This is a genomic window from Limnohabitans sp. (assembly GCF_034680285.1).
In the GTDB taxonomy this organism is placed as follows: domain Bacteria; phylum Pseudomonadota; class Gammaproteobacteria; order Burkholderiales; family Burkholderiaceae_C; genus Limnohabitans_A.
In genome coordinates this window covers 57489-72574 of the sequence record NZ_JAXITC010000010.1, presented here as the reverse complement: position 1 = coordinate 72574, position 15086 = coordinate 57489, and the positions used below count along the sequence as shown (strand labels likewise).

16 protein-coding genes are annotated in these 15086 nt (G+C 60.2%); 11 read left to right on the top strand and 5 right to left on the bottom strand.

All coding sequences use genetic code 11. The annotated features are described in order from the left end of the window. Window positions 1-48: 48 nt before the first annotated feature. On the bottom strand, window positions 49-738 hold the full coding sequence (locus tag SWE17_RS09750) for a substrate-binding domain-containing protein (protein WP_322992907.1): 690 nt from the start codon (window positions 736-738) through the stop codon (window positions 49-51). A 111-nt stretch (window positions 739-849) separates the two neighbouring features. Between SWE17_RS09750 and tsaD the strand changes: the two genes are divergently transcribed. Next, on the top strand, window positions 850-1893 hold the full coding sequence (tsaD, locus tag SWE17_RS09745) for a tRNA (adenosine(37)-N6)-threonylcarbamoyltransferase complex transferase subunit TsaD (protein WP_322992906.1): 1044 nt from the start codon (window positions 850-852) through the stop codon (window positions 1891-1893). Window positions 1894-1957: 64 nt separating this feature from the next. Then, window positions 1958-3235, top strand: a complete 1278-nt coding sequence (locus SWE17_RS09740) for a branched-chain amino acid ABC transporter substrate-binding protein (RefSeq protein ID WP_322992905.1) — start codon at window positions 1958-1960, stop codon at window positions 3233-3235. 243 nt (window positions 3236-3478) lie between these two features. On the opposite strand, the gene SWE17_RS09735 is transcribed toward SWE17_RS09740, so the two are convergent. Continuing rightward, window positions 3479-4153 carry a GntR family transcriptional regulator gene (locus SWE17_RS09735; RefSeq protein ID WP_322992904.1) on the bottom strand — a complete coding sequence of 225 codons (675 nt, stop codon included), beginning with the start codon at window positions 4151-4153 and terminating at the stop codon, window positions 3479-3481. A 207-nt stretch (window positions 4154-4360) separates the two neighbouring features. On the opposite strand from SWE17_RS09735, the gene SWE17_RS09730 reads away from it, so the two are divergent. The 4 genes from SWE17_RS09730 (at window position 4361) to SWE17_RS09715 (ending at window position 8042) form a co-directional block, all read left to right on the top strand. Then, complete coding sequence (locus tag SWE17_RS09730) at window positions 4361-5554, top strand: NAD(P)/FAD-dependent oxidoreductase (RefSeq protein ID WP_322992903.1); 1194 nt, start codon at window positions 4361-4363, stop codon at window positions 5552-5554. Window positions 5555-5615: 61 nt separating this feature from the next. Then, on the top strand, window positions 5616-6248 hold the full coding sequence (locus tag SWE17_RS09725) for an isochorismatase family protein (RefSeq protein ID WP_322992902.1): 633 nt from the start codon (window positions 5616-5618) through the stop codon (window positions 6246-6248). A gap of 3 nt (window positions 6249-6251) precedes the next feature. Then, complete coding sequence (locus tag SWE17_RS09720) at window positions 6252-6992, top strand: hypothetical protein (protein WP_322992901.1); 741 nt, start codon at window positions 6252-6254, stop codon at window positions 6990-6992. Between the two features lie 72 nt (window positions 6993-7064). Next, complete coding sequence (locus SWE17_RS09715) at window positions 7065-8042, top strand: tripartite tricarboxylate transporter substrate binding protein (RefSeq protein ID WP_322992900.1); 978 nt, start codon at window positions 7065-7067, stop codon at window positions 8040-8042. 58 nt (window positions 8043-8100) lie between these two features. Here the strand turns inward: SWE17_RS09715 and SWE17_RS09710 are convergent, their stop codons facing one another. Next, window positions 8101-9600, bottom strand: coding sequence for a M81 family metallopeptidase (locus SWE17_RS09710; RefSeq protein WP_322992899.1), 1500 nt, complete (start codon window positions 9598-9600; stop codon window positions 8101-8103). Window positions 9601-9751: 151 nt separating this feature from the next. Between SWE17_RS09710 and SWE17_RS09705 the strand changes: the two genes are divergently transcribed. Continuing rightward, window positions 9752-10957, top strand: coding sequence for a C45 family peptidase (locus SWE17_RS09705; protein ID WP_322992898.1), 1206 nt, complete (start codon window positions 9752-9754; stop codon window positions 10955-10957). 16 nt (window positions 10958-10973) lie between these two features. On the opposite strand, the gene SWE17_RS09700 is transcribed toward SWE17_RS09705, so the two are convergent. Continuing rightward, the gene (locus tag SWE17_RS09700) at window positions 10974-11348 is read right to left on the bottom strand and encodes a hypothetical protein (protein WP_322992897.1); all 375 of its coding nucleotides are present in this window, start codon (window positions 11346-11348) and stop codon (window positions 10974-10976) included. Further along, the gene (locus SWE17_RS09695) at window positions 11345-12022 is read right to left on the bottom strand and encodes a transglutaminase family protein (RefSeq protein ID WP_322992896.1); all 678 of its coding nucleotides are present in this window, start codon (window positions 12020-12022) and stop codon (window positions 11345-11347) included. The genes SWE17_RS09700 and SWE17_RS09695 overlap by 4 nt, the downstream gene beginning before the upstream one ends. 86 nt (window positions 12023-12108) lie before the next feature. Here SWE17_RS09695 and SWE17_RS09690 point away from each other — a divergent pair, with 86 nt between their 5' ends. The 4 genes from SWE17_RS09690 to SWE17_RS09675 all read left to right on the top strand — a co-directional run bounded on the left by SWE17_RS09690 (window position 12109) and on the right by SWE17_RS09675 (window position 15083). Further along, window positions 12109-13002, top strand: a complete 894-nt coding sequence (locus SWE17_RS09690) for an MBL fold metallo-hydrolase (RefSeq protein ID WP_322992895.1) — start codon at window positions 12109-12111, stop codon at window positions 13000-13002. Window positions 13003-13165: 163 nt separating this feature from the next. Beyond that, window positions 13166-13597, top strand: coding sequence for a translesion error-prone DNA polymerase V autoproteolytic subunit (locus tag SWE17_RS09685; protein WP_322992894.1), 432 nt, complete (start codon window positions 13166-13168; stop codon window positions 13595-13597). A 26-nt stretch (window positions 13598-13623) separates the two neighbouring features. Continuing rightward, window positions 13624-14499 carry an excinuclease Cho gene (gene cho / locus SWE17_RS09680; protein ID WP_322992893.1) on the top strand — a complete coding sequence of 292 codons (876 nt, stop codon included), beginning with the start codon at window positions 13624-13626 and terminating at the stop codon, window positions 14497-14499. A gap of 8 nt (window positions 14500-14507) precedes the next feature. Beyond that, on the top strand, window positions 14508-15083 hold the full coding sequence (locus tag SWE17_RS09675; RefSeq protein ID WP_322992892.1) for a pyridoxamine 5'-phosphate oxidase family protein: 576 nt from the start codon (window positions 14508-14510) through the stop codon (window positions 15081-15083). The last annotated feature ends 3 nt before the right edge of the window (window positions 15084-15086 follow it).

Here is a 15086-nt window from a genome sequence, read left to right as displayed (position 1 = left end):
GCAATTGTGCGGGAATCGATCTAACTGATGGTTATATGGGTATGGCGTTCAGGCCGGAGCCATGCCGTGCTGCCGTTTGAGCGCGTCGCAAGTGGGGGATTGCCAAAATGCCAGCAGCGCATGCATGGCGTCCGTCTGGCTGCAGGTCGCGGCCACCGAGCCTGAGAACGTGGTGATGATTTCCACTCCGGGTGGCAGGCCGCCGACGATGGTGATGCCCGCCACGCCCAGCATCTCGCTCAACTGCTGAAAGCCCAGTGCCACCTCGCCCTGGGCCACCAGCGAGCCCACGGGCACGCCGGGCTTGGCTTGCACGATGCGCGGCAAGAGGGTGTCGGCAATGCCCCAGGCCTCGAACTGTTTGGCCAGTTGCACGCCGCTCGGGCCGGTGGAATAGCCCAGCGTGGGCGAGGCCAGGATGGCGGCCTTGAGTGCGGCCTCGGTCGAAATGTCGGGCACGGGTTGGCCCGCAGGCACGGCCACCGCCACGCCCGAGCGCACCAGATCGGCGCGGCTGCCCGCCAGCACATGGCCGCTGGCTGCCAGTTTGTCGATGGCGTCGCTGGCCAGCACCACGCCGTCAAAGGCTTCGCCCGCCTGCACGCGCTTGGCGGCATCGACGCCGCCGACCGACTCCACTTGGATGTCTACACCCGGGGCTTGCGCCTTGTACAGCGCCACCAGATCGGCCAGCAGCGGCTTGGTGGCCATGGAAGAAATCAGTCGGAGAGTGGTCATGGTGCGGGTATTGAATGAGGGACTGTTGTGGGAGCAACGAGGGCGTCGTGCCCACAAAGGATTATGGCCAAGGGCAGGGCGAGCGACCATGCCCCGCTTAAACTACCTGTTATGCGAATTTTGGGTATCGAATCATCCTGCGACGAGACGGGCGTGGCCTTGGTAGAGACCACGGGTGAGGCTTTGCCGCGCCTTTTGTCGCATGCGCTTTACAGCCAGATCGAGATGCACCAAGCCTACGGCGGCGTGGTGCCCGAACTGGCCAGCCGCGACCACATACGCCGGGTGTTGCCGCTCACGCGCCAGGTCATGAGCGAGGCTGGGGTCAGTTTGAGCGATGTCGATGTGGTGGCCTACACCCGCGGGCCGGGTCTGGCCGGGGCACTCTTGGTGGGCTCGGGCGTGGCCTGTGCACTGGCCGCGTCTTTGGGCAAGCCAGTCTTGGGCGTACACCACCTTGAGGGCCATTTGCTCTCGCCCTTCTTGAGCGCCGACCCCCCCGAATTTCCCTTCATCGCCTTGCTGGTGTCGGGTGGTCACACCCAGTTGATGCGTGTGGATGGCGTGGGTCGCTACGAGCTGCTGGGCGAGACGATCGACGACGCCGCTGGCGAGGCCTTTGACAAGTCGGCCAAGCTCATGGGCTTGCCTTATCCGGGTGGCCCGGGCCTATCGCGTCTGGCCGAGCAAGGCAATCCTGCAGCCTACAAGTTACCGCGCCCGCTGCTGCACAGCGGAGACTTTGATTTTTCTTTCGCGGGCCTCAAGACCGCCGTGCTCACCCAAAGCCAAAAAATTGGCCCTGCCGCCCACACCGAAGGCGCACCTGAGCGGGCCGACTTGGCCGCATCGACCCAGGCGGCCATTGTGGAAGTGCTGGTCAAAAAATCCATGAATGCCCTCAAGGCCAGTGGCATGAAACGTTTGGTGGTGGCCGGGGGCGTGGGGGCCAACCGCGAGCTGCGGGCCCAGCTCAATGCCTCCTGTGCCAAAGCCGGTGTGCGCGTGCATTACCCCGAGCTGCACCTGTGCACCGACAACGGCGCCATGATCGCCATGGCTGCCGCCATGCGTTTGCAATCCGGTGCACAAGTGGCCGAGGTGCGCTACAGCTTCGATGTCAAACCGCGCTGGCCTTTGCATGAACTGGTTTAAGCCGAGCCGTTAAACTGCGCGACTTTCGGCCCTAACCCGTGTCATCGCGGGTTCTATATTTAATATGCGTTTGTCCTTGATCTCTTCCTGTCCTGCGCTGGTTTTGCTGGCTGCGGCTTTTTGTTTGGCGCCCGCTGGGGCGCAATCGCCAGCCCCCATCAAGCTGGCGCTGATCGAAGGCCTGAGTGGCCCCTTTGGCAACACGGGTGAGGCGGTGGTGCGCAACATCGCTTGGGCGGTGGAGCGCGTCAATGCACGCGGCGGCGTCAAGACTGCGCAGGGCACGCGCCCCATGGTGCTGGAGCGCTACGACAGCAAGGGGCAAAGTGAAGAGGCTTTGTCTGCCCTCAAATCGGCCATCGACGACGGGGCACAAGTGGTGCTGCAAGGCAACTCCTCGGCCAACGCCGCTGCCCTGATCGATGCCATCAACAAACACAACGAGCGCGAGCCGAGCAAGCGCGTGCTGTTTTTGAACTACTCGGCGGTGGACCCGGCGCTGACGAACGAGAAGTGCAGTTTTTGGCACTTCCGCTTTGACGCACACGCCGATATGCGCATGACCGCCTTGATGACGGTCTTGCGCGAAGATAAAAAAATCAAGTCGGTTTACCTGATCGGGCAGGACTACAGCTTTGGCCAAGCCGTGCTGCGCGAAGCCAAACGCCAGCTGGCTGACCAACGCCCTGATGTGAAAGTGGTCGGCGATGAGCTGCACCCCATGGGCCGAGTGAAAGACTTTTTGCCTTATGCCGCCAAGATCAAGGCCAGCGGGGCTCAAGCGGTCATCACCGGCAACTGGGGCAATGACCTCACGCTCTTGGTCAAGTCGACCCGTGAGGCAGGCTACGAAGGCAAGTTCTACACCTTTTATGGCAACGCATTGGGTGCGCCTGCGGCCTTAGGTGATGCCGGAGTGGACCGCGTGATGGCGGTGGCCGACTGGCTGCCCAATGTGCCGGGCAAGGCCAGCGAGGCGTTTTACCAATCGTTCCGCCAACGTTTCAGCAAACCTTCTGAGGACTATGTGCATGTGCGCATGCAGCTGATGGTCGAGGCCCTGGCCCAAGCGGTGGAAAAAGCGGGCAGTACCGAGCCCGTGGCTGTGGCCCTGGCGCTTGAAAAAGCCCGCGTCAGCATGGCCGGGCAAACCGGTTTCATGCGCGCTGAGGACCACCAATTTCAGCAGCCTTTGGTGGTGGGCGTGATGCAGCGCCAAGGAACACCCGGCGTGCCGTTTGATGTCGAAGGCTCGGGTTACGGCTTCAAGGTGGTGCGGCAGATCAAGGCCGAGCAAGCCCGTTTGCCCAGCAGCTGCAAGATGGTGCGCCCAGAATACTGATGGCATGACGGATTCGAGCCTCGCAGGGCAGGGGCTCTACCTATGCTTTTCGAGGGGCCGTGCAACTGAGCTTCAAGTGCCTCAAACAATCCTTCGGCCCTAAGCCGAATGCGCCCAAATTGGCAAAATGAAATCCATTCCACTGCTTTTTAAATTCTATGGATTGCAACTACCGTTGGCATTTGAATTTGAAGTAAATCCCTCACGACCAAGTTTGCCGAATGATGGGGTCAGGGTGGTGTCTCAGAGCATGTGAATGGGCATCAAGGTTTGGCTGAGCATGGCCAAAGGCCTGGCGCTGATGATGTGGGTTTGCATCTTCAAGCGCCCCAGCAAAGGATCTCGGATACGCAAGGATTCAATGATTTCCCAATGTTGCATATTAGATCGACGTATGCGCACCTCTCCGGGCCAAGTGTGTTGCTTCATGGTCACCAAAGGCAACTCGATCAAAGAGCGAGCCAGGGACTGAAGTCGTGGCGAACCACTCGCTTGCAACAGGATGTCATGAAAGCGCGTATTGCATGTCTGGAAGTGGGTGTACCGATCTACCTCCGACAGTTCAGCTTGCGCCAGTTGGAGGTCGATTTCGGTCGCGACTTCAGCCAGCGCGTCCCAATGGTGTTGCTGACCATGAATGGCAGCCAAGGAGGTGGCATGGCCTTCCAGAACGGCTCGAAGTTGAAAGATTTCATCCACCTCAGAGCTGCTCAATTGCGCCACAAAGGTGCCGCGGTTGGCCTCGGTGCGAATCAGCCCTTCTGCGCTCAGGCGTCTGAGGGCCTCACGAATGGAGGTTCGCGAGACGCCGACGCGATGCGCCAACTCTTCTTCTAACAGGCGTTCGCCGGGCTGAAAACTGCCACTGATGATCAGTTCACGGATGGTGTTGTGGGCAAGGCTGCTGGCGCGCGTCATGGTGTGTAAGAAGGGGTGATTTGGTTTAACTTGTATACATTGTCGAAGGTAAATTTATTTGAAGCGTCCTTTTGTGGGTTGCTTTTTGAAAGGAAATGATTTTTTCAGTCGTTTTGTAGGTGAATTCCCTGAATATTCGATTTTTTATAACAGAAGACAATTTACTTTGTGTACAGTTTATTCACTGTTACGTCTTTGGGAAAACGAATGCGCGCACATGTGTTGATTGCTGGTGGAGGGCCTGTCGGCCTCGTCAGTGCTTTGGTGCTCGGTCAGGCTGGCGTGTCGGTCACCTTGGTGGAGGCGTCTGCTGAGCTCAATCGGGACCTGCGAGCGTCCACTTTTCATCCCCCTACGCTGGACATGTTGGCCGGCTTCGGTCTTACCTCCAAATTGATTGATCAAGGCTTGGTGGCCCGTTACACCCAGCAGCGTGACCGCAAGGACGGCGTGATTGCAGAGTTTGATCTGGATCTGCTCAAGGGACACACCGATCACCCTTTTCGGCTGCAGTGCGAGCAATGGAAGCTGGCTGACCTGATCAAGCAGGAACTCGAGCGCTTGCCGCATGTCAAGTTGCTTTTTTCAACTCGCCTTGAATCGGTCGTGCAAACCGGCGACAAGGTCACGGCCATGGTCAACACCGAAGGGGAAAGCCATCCCATCGAAGCCGATTACATGATCGGTGCGGATGGTGCCTGGAGTCCAACGCGACGGACCCTGGGCATCGATTTCGAAGGTCTGACGTATCCGGAGCGCTTTTTGGTCATCTCCACCGACTTCGATTACGCCAGTCACTTGCCCCGGTTGTCTTACGTCAATTACTGCTCTGACCCGCAAGAGTGGTGCGTTTTGTTGCGTGTGCCCACACTTTGGCGCGTGCTCTTCCCCACCAAGGCACAAGAATCAGACGAGGAGGTCATGACTGACGAAGCGGTGCAGGCGCGCTTGCAAAGCTTGCTGCCGCAGCCTCAGCCTTACAACACCTTGCACCGTACGCTCTACAAAGTTCACCAACGTGTGGCCAAGACCTTCATTCAGGGCCGTATCTTTTTGGCCGGTGATGCCGCTCACATCAACAATCCCCTGGGGGGCATGGGCATGAACGGCGGTGTGCATGACGCGATGAATTTGACTCAAAAATTGCTCCTGGTCATTCAACAGGGGGCTAACATGGACGTGATGTCACGCTATGAGCGCCAGCGTCGCACCATTGCTATCGAGTACATCAACGCCAGCACGGCGCGCAACAAGCGGGAGATTGAAGAGCGCGATCCTGTCGTGCGCCAGCGGGTGCAAGATGAGTTGAGAGCTACCTGTGAAAACCCTGCCAAGGCGCTGGACTATCTTCGCAAGTCATCCATGATCGAAGCGCTGGAGCGCGCGGAGTCCATTGCATGATCAACAACCATCTGGTTTTCATCAAGCCCCTATGCAAAGTGACCAGAGGGTTGCGTTGACGATGGACAAACACGCTATTTACCGACATCAAGGTTTGGGCGGTACCAGTGGCATCGGGCGTCAGTGCGCGTTGATCCTGGTGGACTTTGTCAATGGATTTGTCGATGTCGATCAATTGGGGGGGCCGCACATTCAGGCTGCTGCAGACCAGACGGTGGCTTTGCTGGCTTATTTTCGGGCGCAGGGTCTGCCGATCGTTCATACCCGTGTCGTGTTTTCAAGCGATGGTGCGGATGTGAATATTTTTGCCCTTCGTGTACCGCCTTTGCAAAAACTCACAGAAGAGGCGAATGCCTCGCAGATCGTGCCTCAACTCGAGCCCTTGGGGGGTGAATGGGTGATTCGTAAGCAGTCTGCTTCCGCATTCTTTGAGACAGGCCTGGCGGGTTGGTTGTTGCAACGTGGGGTTGATACAGCGGTCATCACGGGTTGCACCACCAGCGGTTGCGTGCGTGCCAGTGTGGTCGATGCCATGCAGCACAACTTGCGCACCCTCGTGATTTCAGATTGTGTGGGTGATCGTGCTCTGGAGCCACATGCAGCGAACCTTTTTGACATGCAACAAAAATACGCCGACGTGATGACGCGCGATGAGTTCATCACACAACATCAAGCCGTCAAAGCTTGCATCTAATCCATGGACCATCTTGCATACCGTAAAAAACTGGGCACCTTGGGGCCCTCGACCAATACGATCGTTCAACCGGACTTTGATGACCTGAGACCGGTGGGTGTGACCAATCATTACAGCCGCATCGCGATTCCCAATGACCCAGTCACGGACGATGCCAGCTTCCTCAAGTTGGTCAACAGCATCAACCAAGCCACCATGGACGCTGTGGATGTCTTGCGCACTTGCGAAATGGATTACTTGGTGATGGGCATGTCTGCAGCCACCTTCTGGAACGGTCGTCAAGGTGCCGGGGAGTACCTGAAAATGATGCAGGACAGGGCTCAAGTGGGAGTCTCCTGCGGCTCCTTTGCGACCGAGTCCGCTTTGAACGTTTACAAGGCCAAGCGCATCGCTTTCATGTCTCCTTATTTTGAAGTGGCCAATGCTCAAGTGCGTCGTTTTTATGAAGACTGTGGCTTCACAGTGGTACGCGATTTGTGTTTGCAGCGTCCCAGTCCGGTGCAGATCGCACACACCACAGACGAGATGTGCCGCAAGGCGATCCTGCAGCTTGACGGAGACGACGTCGATGCGATCGTTCAGGTGGGCACCAATCTGTCCATGATTCGCCTGGCCGCGGCAGCTGAGTTGTTTTTGGGTAAGCCGGTCATTGCCATCAACACCGCCACCTATTGGCACGCTTTGCGAGCTCAGGGGGTGCAAGACAAAAAAGCTGGGTTTGGCTCCTTGATGGAGTTTCACTGACGGGCATGCGAAACGCTTTCGTCTATTTCTTTGTCAATCTCTTTGTTCCTTCATCACCGAAAGGATGGGTCTATGCGTCGTCGTGAATTACTCGTTTCTGCTGCCGGCCTGGGGCTGACTGGCATAGGCTTGCCCGCTCTGGCTCAAGGTCAGGCTTTTCCAACCAAAACAGTGCGCATTGTGGTGCCTGCTTTGGTGGGCAGTGCCGATGTGTTTGCCCGCGCCATGGCCCAGCGCTTGGCTCCGGCGCTGGGACAGTCGGTCATCGTCGAACAAAAGCCCGGGGCCGGCACCAACATCGGCAATGACTTTGTTGCCAAATCTGCCCCGGACGGTCATACCTTGCTGATCAATGGCCTGCCTTTGGTGACCAACCAGGCGCTTTACGCCTCACTGCCTTACAACACCATGCGTGACTTGGTGCCGGTGATCGAGGTGGCCGAGGTCACCAATGTCGTCACGGTGCATCCAGGTTTGGGCATCAACTCTCTGAGCGAGCTGGTCCAGCAGGCGCGCAATGACCCCAACAAGTTCAATCATGGCACACCCGGGGCCGGAAGCTCTGGCCACTTGGCTGCGGAATTGCTTGGTGTCAAGACAGGTGCCAAGTTCACACATGTGCCATACCAAGGCAACGCGCAAGCCACCAACGACCACTTGGGCGGTACTTTGCAAGTAGGTTTTGTCAATTTGCCCGTGGCGATGCAGTTCGTCAAAGCCGGACGTTTGAAAGCGCTGGCAGTGACCGGGTCGCGCCGTTCTGCCTTGCTGCCTGATGTGCCCACGGTGAACGAAGCATTGGGTTTGAACGACTACGAGTTGGTGGGCTGGTTCGGTATTTTGGCGCCAGCGAAAACGCCGCAAGAGGTCGTCTTACGCCTGAATGCCGAGATCAACAAGTTGATGCGCGAGCCGAGCTTTTTGGAGGTCATACGAGGTGCCGGCGGTGATCCTTTGGGGGGCACTCCTGCACAGTTTGAAGCCCGGATGCGCCGTGATGAAGCCCGACTGTCTGAGGTGATCCGGATCTCAGGCGCCAAAGCCAATTGATCTCAGGCATGGAGTCGGCGCGCAGCTGTGGCCTGCGCGCTGACCCGACATGCTCGCGTCAGGGCGCAATGGGCCAACTGACGTCAAGGTCCAAAGGGTAAATTGGGCGCCGCAGTTTTTTGAACTGCAACTCGCTGTAGTCCGAGGTGCAGGCCCCGGCCCCAGCGCACTCCACCGTGGCGCGGGCCAGGTGGCCCAGGCCAGCACGCCAGTGCACGCGGCTTTTGAGCACCACAAAATCTTTTTGTGTGGGGTCGATGCCCAGGCACAGCAGGGCATTCACGTCAAAGGGCTCGACGTGGCGCGAGATCAGCGCCACCTCCACATCGCCCGTGTCGATCACCACGGCTTGCCCCATGTTTTGCCGGGCACCCCGGCTCATGGGGCCTTTGTTGCGGTACTTGCCGTTCGAGATCAGCTTGACCAAGCCGCTCAACTCGATGGGCGCGCTGCGGTGCGGCATCAGCGGCATGGCCATCTTGCCGCCCACTTGCAATCGCACCTGTGCGCCGATGCCGGCCGCAATGGCTTCTTGCACCGCTTGCGGGTCAAAAATCGCAAACACCGCCACGTTGCGCAAGCCTTGGCGCAGCACCTCGGCCAAGACGGCGGTGGTGTCCATGGTGCCGCCCGAGGCCGCGTTGTCGTAGTGGTCGAGCAGCATGACCGGGAAGTCGGTCAAGGTTTGGGCGCGGGCCACCGAAGTGGCCAGGGGTTCCACCTCGTACACCCACTGGGCGCGGCTGTCCCAGGCCATTTGCATCAGCTCGTCGCGCAGGCGCTGCGCCAGTGTCGGGTCGTTGTCGGTCACCACCACCACCGACAGGCCTGCGTTTTTGATGTCGGCATGTGGAAAACCGGTGAACACACTGGCGCACAAAGCGCCTTCTTTTTCCATTTGTTGGGCGCGGGCCTGGATGGAGCGGTTGGGCTCATCCAACGAGCTTTGCCGCATGATGTGCGGGATCATGGGTAAGCGGCCCCAAGCGGTGGTGGGCTTGGCCTGGCCCTGGAGCAGCTTGAGCAAGGCAGTGCCTGCCCGCACGCCCGTGCCGTACATGTCCACATGCGGGTAGGTCTGGTAGCCCGCCACGGTTTGCGCCAACTCGACCATGTCGGCGTACACGTTGGCGTGCATGTCGTAGGCCACGCCAATCGGGGTTTTGGGGTCGATGGCGCGGATGCGGCGCAGTAACTCGCCTTCGCCGTCTTCGTGGCTTTCGCTCACCATGGCGCCGTGCAGGTCGAGCAAGATGCCGTGAAACCCACCGCGGGCCACGGCCTGCAGTATGGCTTCACTCATGGCCTCGTAGGCCGTGTCAAACACCAGTCCGCTGGGCGCGGCGTGTGCACCCAGCGCTAGCTCAAACTCAGCCCCCGCCTGCTCGGCCAGGTCAATGAAGGCCCCGGTGGCTGTGCCCGTGCCGCGAAAGGCGGCTATGGCGGCATCGCCTTGCGGCGGCGCTTCACCCGGGCCCAGCGCAAAGCGCTGCAAGTCGGTGGGCACAGGCGAGAAAGTGTTGGTCTCGTGCATCATCATCGCGATCAGCAAACGCATAGGGCCTCCAGTTCAACATCTGGCCATGATGGCCCCGATGGCTTGCCCGGCACAGTCACCGAGGTGCCAAGTTGAGAGGGGATCTGCGTTTGTCCGAATTGACACCCAGCCTTGCCGGATCAAGACTGAAGCCCCTTGACGGAGATTGCGAATGTTCCCTTGCATCAACACCCTGGGTGCCCCCTCGGCTTTTGGACGCGGCCAAATTTATGGCCGCGAGGCCCAGGACCGCATCCATCACAGCGTGGTCACCTACGCACGCTTGTTTGCCGCCTGCGGCATCGACTGGACCCAAGCTTGTGAGCGGGCCATGCGTTTTGAAAATGTCATTACCCAAGTCGATGCCGACTTGATGGCCGAGCTGCGTGGCATGGCCGAAGGCAGCGGCCAAAGCCTGGGCAGCCTGATGGCGCTGAACTGCCGCACCGAAATTTTGCCGTTCACGTTTTTAGCGGACGCCCCGCACCTGAAAGACGTCGCCCAAGCCGCCCTGGCCGCCAACCGCGCTGCAGGCCTGCCCGACTGGCTGGAGCAAGCCGCCTGGGACCAGGCTCTGCACGACGGCGAATGCACCGCCATGGGCGTGACCGCCGCCGCCAGCCGCACAGGCCAAGCGTGGCTTGCGCAGAACTGGGACTGGATGGGCCGCCAGCGCCAGGCGCTGGTGGTCTTGCACACCCAAGGCCCGAGCGGCCAGAGCATCACCACCCTGACCGAAGCGGGCATGCTGGCCAAGATCGGCATCAACCAATCGGGCTTTGCGCTGGGCCTGAACATCTTGCGCTCGGTGCGCGACGGCAGCCGCCTGGGCGTTCCGGTGCATGTGCTGCTGCGCCACCTGCTCGACTGCACCTCTGTGGCGCACGCACGCGAGCGTTTGCAGGCTTTGCAGTCGGATCTGGGGCTGGGTTTTGGCGCGGCCTCCAACGTGCCCTGTGCCGATGCCCAGGGCCAGGCTGCGTGTTTCGAGGTCTCGCCCGCAGGCTGGGCCGAGGTCACGCCCACCGATGGCGTGGTGGTGCACACCAACCATTTCGTGTGCGAATCGCTGCTGACCGAGCAAGCCCCCATGGGCCCCGGTTTGTCGAGCCAAAGCCGCCTCAGTACCGCCCATCAACACGCGTTGCAGACACCCATTGGACAAGCCGAGTTGGAGCACTTTTTGCGCGACGAGTCGGATGGCTTTTTGTCCATCTGCCGCAGCCCCGACCCGAGCGTGCCGCCCGAAAGCCGTGTCGAAAGCGTGGCCGGCATCGTCATGCACACGCAGCCGCCCGCCATGTGGGTAGCCAGTGATGTGCCCAGCCGAGTGGCCTTTGAGGCGATGCCTTTGGCCAAGGAGGCCGTTCCCGCCTGAGCAGGAGGTGACGCGGTCAGGCGCCCAGGTGCCGCACGACGTCTGACACCCGCATGCCCAGCTGCAAGCCCTGCGCCAGTGCCAAAGGGTTCAGGCCGTTGACCACGCCGTTGTCCAGCCCGTCTTGTGCCTCGCCAATGCGGGCCGAGGTGTGCGCATACAAAATGGCCAGCACACCCACGGCTTGCAACTCGTGCAGCGCCACGCGACCCGCATCGTCTTTACCGCCTCCCGCATCGTTGAAGGCCACCGCAAAAGGTTTGAGGGTCTGCGCCGTCACGAAATGCGAGGCCGACAAACCGCCGTGCGAGCCCGACACGATCACCGAACCTGCATGCGTGGCGTTGACCAGTGCAATTGAGTCCAGCAAAACCAGTGGGCGCTGTGTCATCGCGTTTCCTTGTCCACGTCTTGCGCAAAACTGGCGTTTTGCAGCGGGTCGCTCTCGGCCATCCAGCTGCTGTAGACGGTTTTGAAATCGGACACGATCTGCGGCAAAGGCATGTCATCAAAGGTACCGCGCTGGTTCACGTACTCCATGTGCCGGTTGCCCGCCTTGTCAAAGGGGTGGTAAATCGAATCGTTTCGACCATCAAACTCCAGCGGCAGCAAGTCGAATTTGTCACACAGCTCAATGTTGAAAGCGGGCGTGGCCTTGACCCATTGACCGTCCAGCCAGATGTCGGCGTAGCCGTGCCAGATGAACACATCGGTCTGCATGGTTTGGCGCAAGCGCTCGGTACTCAGGTGGTTGCGCACATCGGCGTAGCCCAGCCGGGCGTGCAGGCCTGCAGCGCGGCAAGCCGCGGCCATCAGCGCCGCTTTGGGCACACACCAGCCCGAGCCTTGGGCAATGACCGAGCTGGCCCGCATGCCTTGGGGCGACAAGTCGATGCGGTAAGGGTCGTAGCGAAATTGGTCGCGCACCGCCAGGTACAGCGCCACGGCGCGTTCGCGGTCGGTCGCGCCTTGCGCATGCTCGCGTGCCAATGCGATCACATCCGGGTGGTCGCTGTCGATGAGCGCGGTGGGGGCCAAGGTGGCGGGTGAGGGCAGGGTGTTCATGCATTTGACTGTAGCGTGTGCGCCAGCCTGGATGTGTCACGCTGGCTATATTGCTGCCTACACACCAGGATCTTGGAAAGGCTGTCATGTCCTCTGTTTTGCGTTTTGGCGCGGTGAGCGTGTATTTGGGTGAAAAGTCGGGCAAGTACCCCGACGGCAACCAGCTCATCGTGCAGGGGGCCGACACCCGGGTGGCTTTTGACACGCCCGAGGTGGCCAACCGCATCGGCCCCGAGCTGGACACGGTGGACCTGGTCATCTTGGGCCATGTGCACGAAGACCACATGGCCGGGCTGCACCGCCTGATGCACGCCCCGGTTCAGGTGCACGAGGCCGACCTGGCCGCTACCCAATCGTGGGACGGCATGTGCCAGCACTATGGCTATCCCCAGGACGTGCTGGATGCGATGTTGGCCATTGTGCAAAAAGATTTTCATTACCAGCCCCGGCCCGACGCCACCGGCTACAGCGACGGCGCGGTGTGGGACCTGGGCGGCGGCGTGCGCGTGCGGGCGCACCACCTGCCGGGCCACACCGCAGGCCACTGCGCCCTGGTGGTGGAGAGCGACGGTCTGGCCTTTATTGGCGACATCGACCTGAGCGGCTTTGGTCCGTACTACGGTGACGCCACCTCCAGCTTGAGCGATTTTCGTCAGACGTTGAAGAAGGTCGCCGAGCTGGACGCCCGCATCTGGGCCACCTCGCACCACAAAGCCGTCATCACCGACCGGGCGCAATTCATGGCCGACCTGGCCCGCTTTGCCAGCAAGATCGACGAGCGCAGCGCGCAGCTGCTGGGCTATTTGCAGACCCCGCACGGCCTGCAAGAATTGGTGGACCGCCGCTTGCTGTACCCGCAGGGCTACGACGTGCCCTTTGTGCCTTGCGCCGAGCGCAACACCATCGCCATGCACCTCGATGAACTGCTGGCGCAGGGGCAAATTGCCAGGCAAGGCGATGGCCGGTATGTGGCGGTTTGAATTGGCGCAGGGGGCAGACCCCAAAAAATGCCCCGGGCCGCAAAGACCGGGGCGTGAATCAACAAAATTATCAGGCAACTGCAGGAAGCATGACAAGCTCAGTATACTGTAAATATAAACAGTATTCGGTGGAAAAAGCCGCAGCCCGAGTTCAACCCTGATCATGTTCGCCCCTGATACCCCACAAGCCTTGCCCCCCGGACCTTGGTGGTTGCAAGCCTTGCCCGCCAGCATTGCCGCAGGCTTTCCGTCGCCCGCCGAAGACCACCAGGTCGAGCGCATCGACCTCATGCAGCAATTGGTCAAACACCCTCAGGCCACGTTTTACATTCGCGTGCGCGGCGAGAGCATGCGCGACGCGGGCATCCTGGACGGCTCGGTGGTGCTGGTGGACCGCGCCATCACCCCGGCCGACGGACAAATCGTGTTGGCTGTGATCGATGGTGACTTCACCTGCAAAACGCTTCGCCTGCAAGGCGAGGGCATCCGCTTGCAAGCGGCCCACCCTGACTACCCCGACATTGTTCCCAAAGATGGCCAAAGTGTGGAAATTTGGGGCGTGGTGGTCGCTACCATTCACCAGCACCAAACTTGACGCGATCTGCCTCCCACCCATTTGACATGGCCTCCATTTCTCCACGCCACCGTCGCGATGACTTTGACGCCAGCCGGATCTACGAATACCCGCAGCACTTGCGTGAAGCCATTGAAGACGCACCCACCGGAGCAGGTGTGTACACCTTCCATGGCGAAGAAGGGGACTTGCCGCTGTACATCGGAAAAAGCATCAACATCCGCGCACGCTTGCTCTCGCATTTGCGCACCGAAGACGAAGCCCGCATGCTGCGCCAGACCCAGCGCATCAGCCACATTCGCACGGCGGGTGAGATCGGCGCTTTGCTTTTAGAGGCCCAAATGATCAAGGCCCAGCACCCGCTCTTCAACCAGAAACTGCGCCGCAACAAACAACTGTGCAGCTTGCAAATGACGGGCGGTGTGCCCCAAGTGGTTTATTCCAAAGACATCGACTTTGCCACCCAGCCCGACCTGTATGGCCTGTACGCCAGCCGCCACGCCGCGCTCAATGCACTGCGGGCCGTGGCCGACCAGCACAAACTTTGTTACGGCCCCTTGGGTCTGGAAAAGTTGCCTCCTGGCAAAGCCTGCTTTCGGGCGGCCATTCGCCAATGTGCGGGTGTATGCCGTGGAGATGAAACCCCTGAGGCACATCGTGAGCGTTTGTTCAGCAGCCTGTTGGCGATGCGCGTGGAATGTTGGCCCTACCCGGGCGCAGTGGGCCTGATCGAACGCGACACCGAGTTCACGCAAACTCACGTGGTCAAGCACTGGTGCTATTTGGGCAGCGCATCCAGCGCTGAGGCGGCTCAGGAACTGAGCCAAACTGCCAGCCAAGCGGTCACCCATTTTGATGCCGACAGCTATAAGATTTTGTGCCGCCCGGTACTCACGCAGAGTGTCGAGATGGTGTTGTTGTGAACCAGACCATGAAAATTCACCTGCAAACGCCCCAAGAAATGCGTCCCCAAATCTGGAAAGAGTTGGGCCGCGCCAGCCAAGATCGGCACCACGAGTGGCGTACGCCCGTGTTGGCTTCGATCGATGCAGACGGCTGGCCTGATGCACGCACCGTGGTGCTGCGGCAGGTGGATGCGTTGGCCGGGCAGCTGACTTTTTATACCGACAGCCGCAGCCCCAAAGTGCCCCAGCTGCAGGCCCAAGCCCAAGCGATGTTGGTGTTTTGGAGTGCGCGTTTGGGCTGGCAACTGCGTGTGCGGGTGGTCTGTACGGTCATCACCGCTGGCCCAGAGGTTGAGACACTTTGGCAAGGGATCAAGCAGTCGGCCTCTGCGGGCGATTATTTGTCACTCTTGCCACCAGGTGCTGTGCTGCTGCAAGACAGCTCGACCCCCGAGGCAGAAACGGCCGATGGCCTTACGCCTGCGCACCATTTTGCTGTGCTGCATGCGCAGGTGCTTCAAATGGACTGGCTGGAGTTGTCGCGTGAAGGGCATCGCCGGGCGCAGCTGAGCGCCACCACTTGGGAATGGCTCACGCCCTGAGTG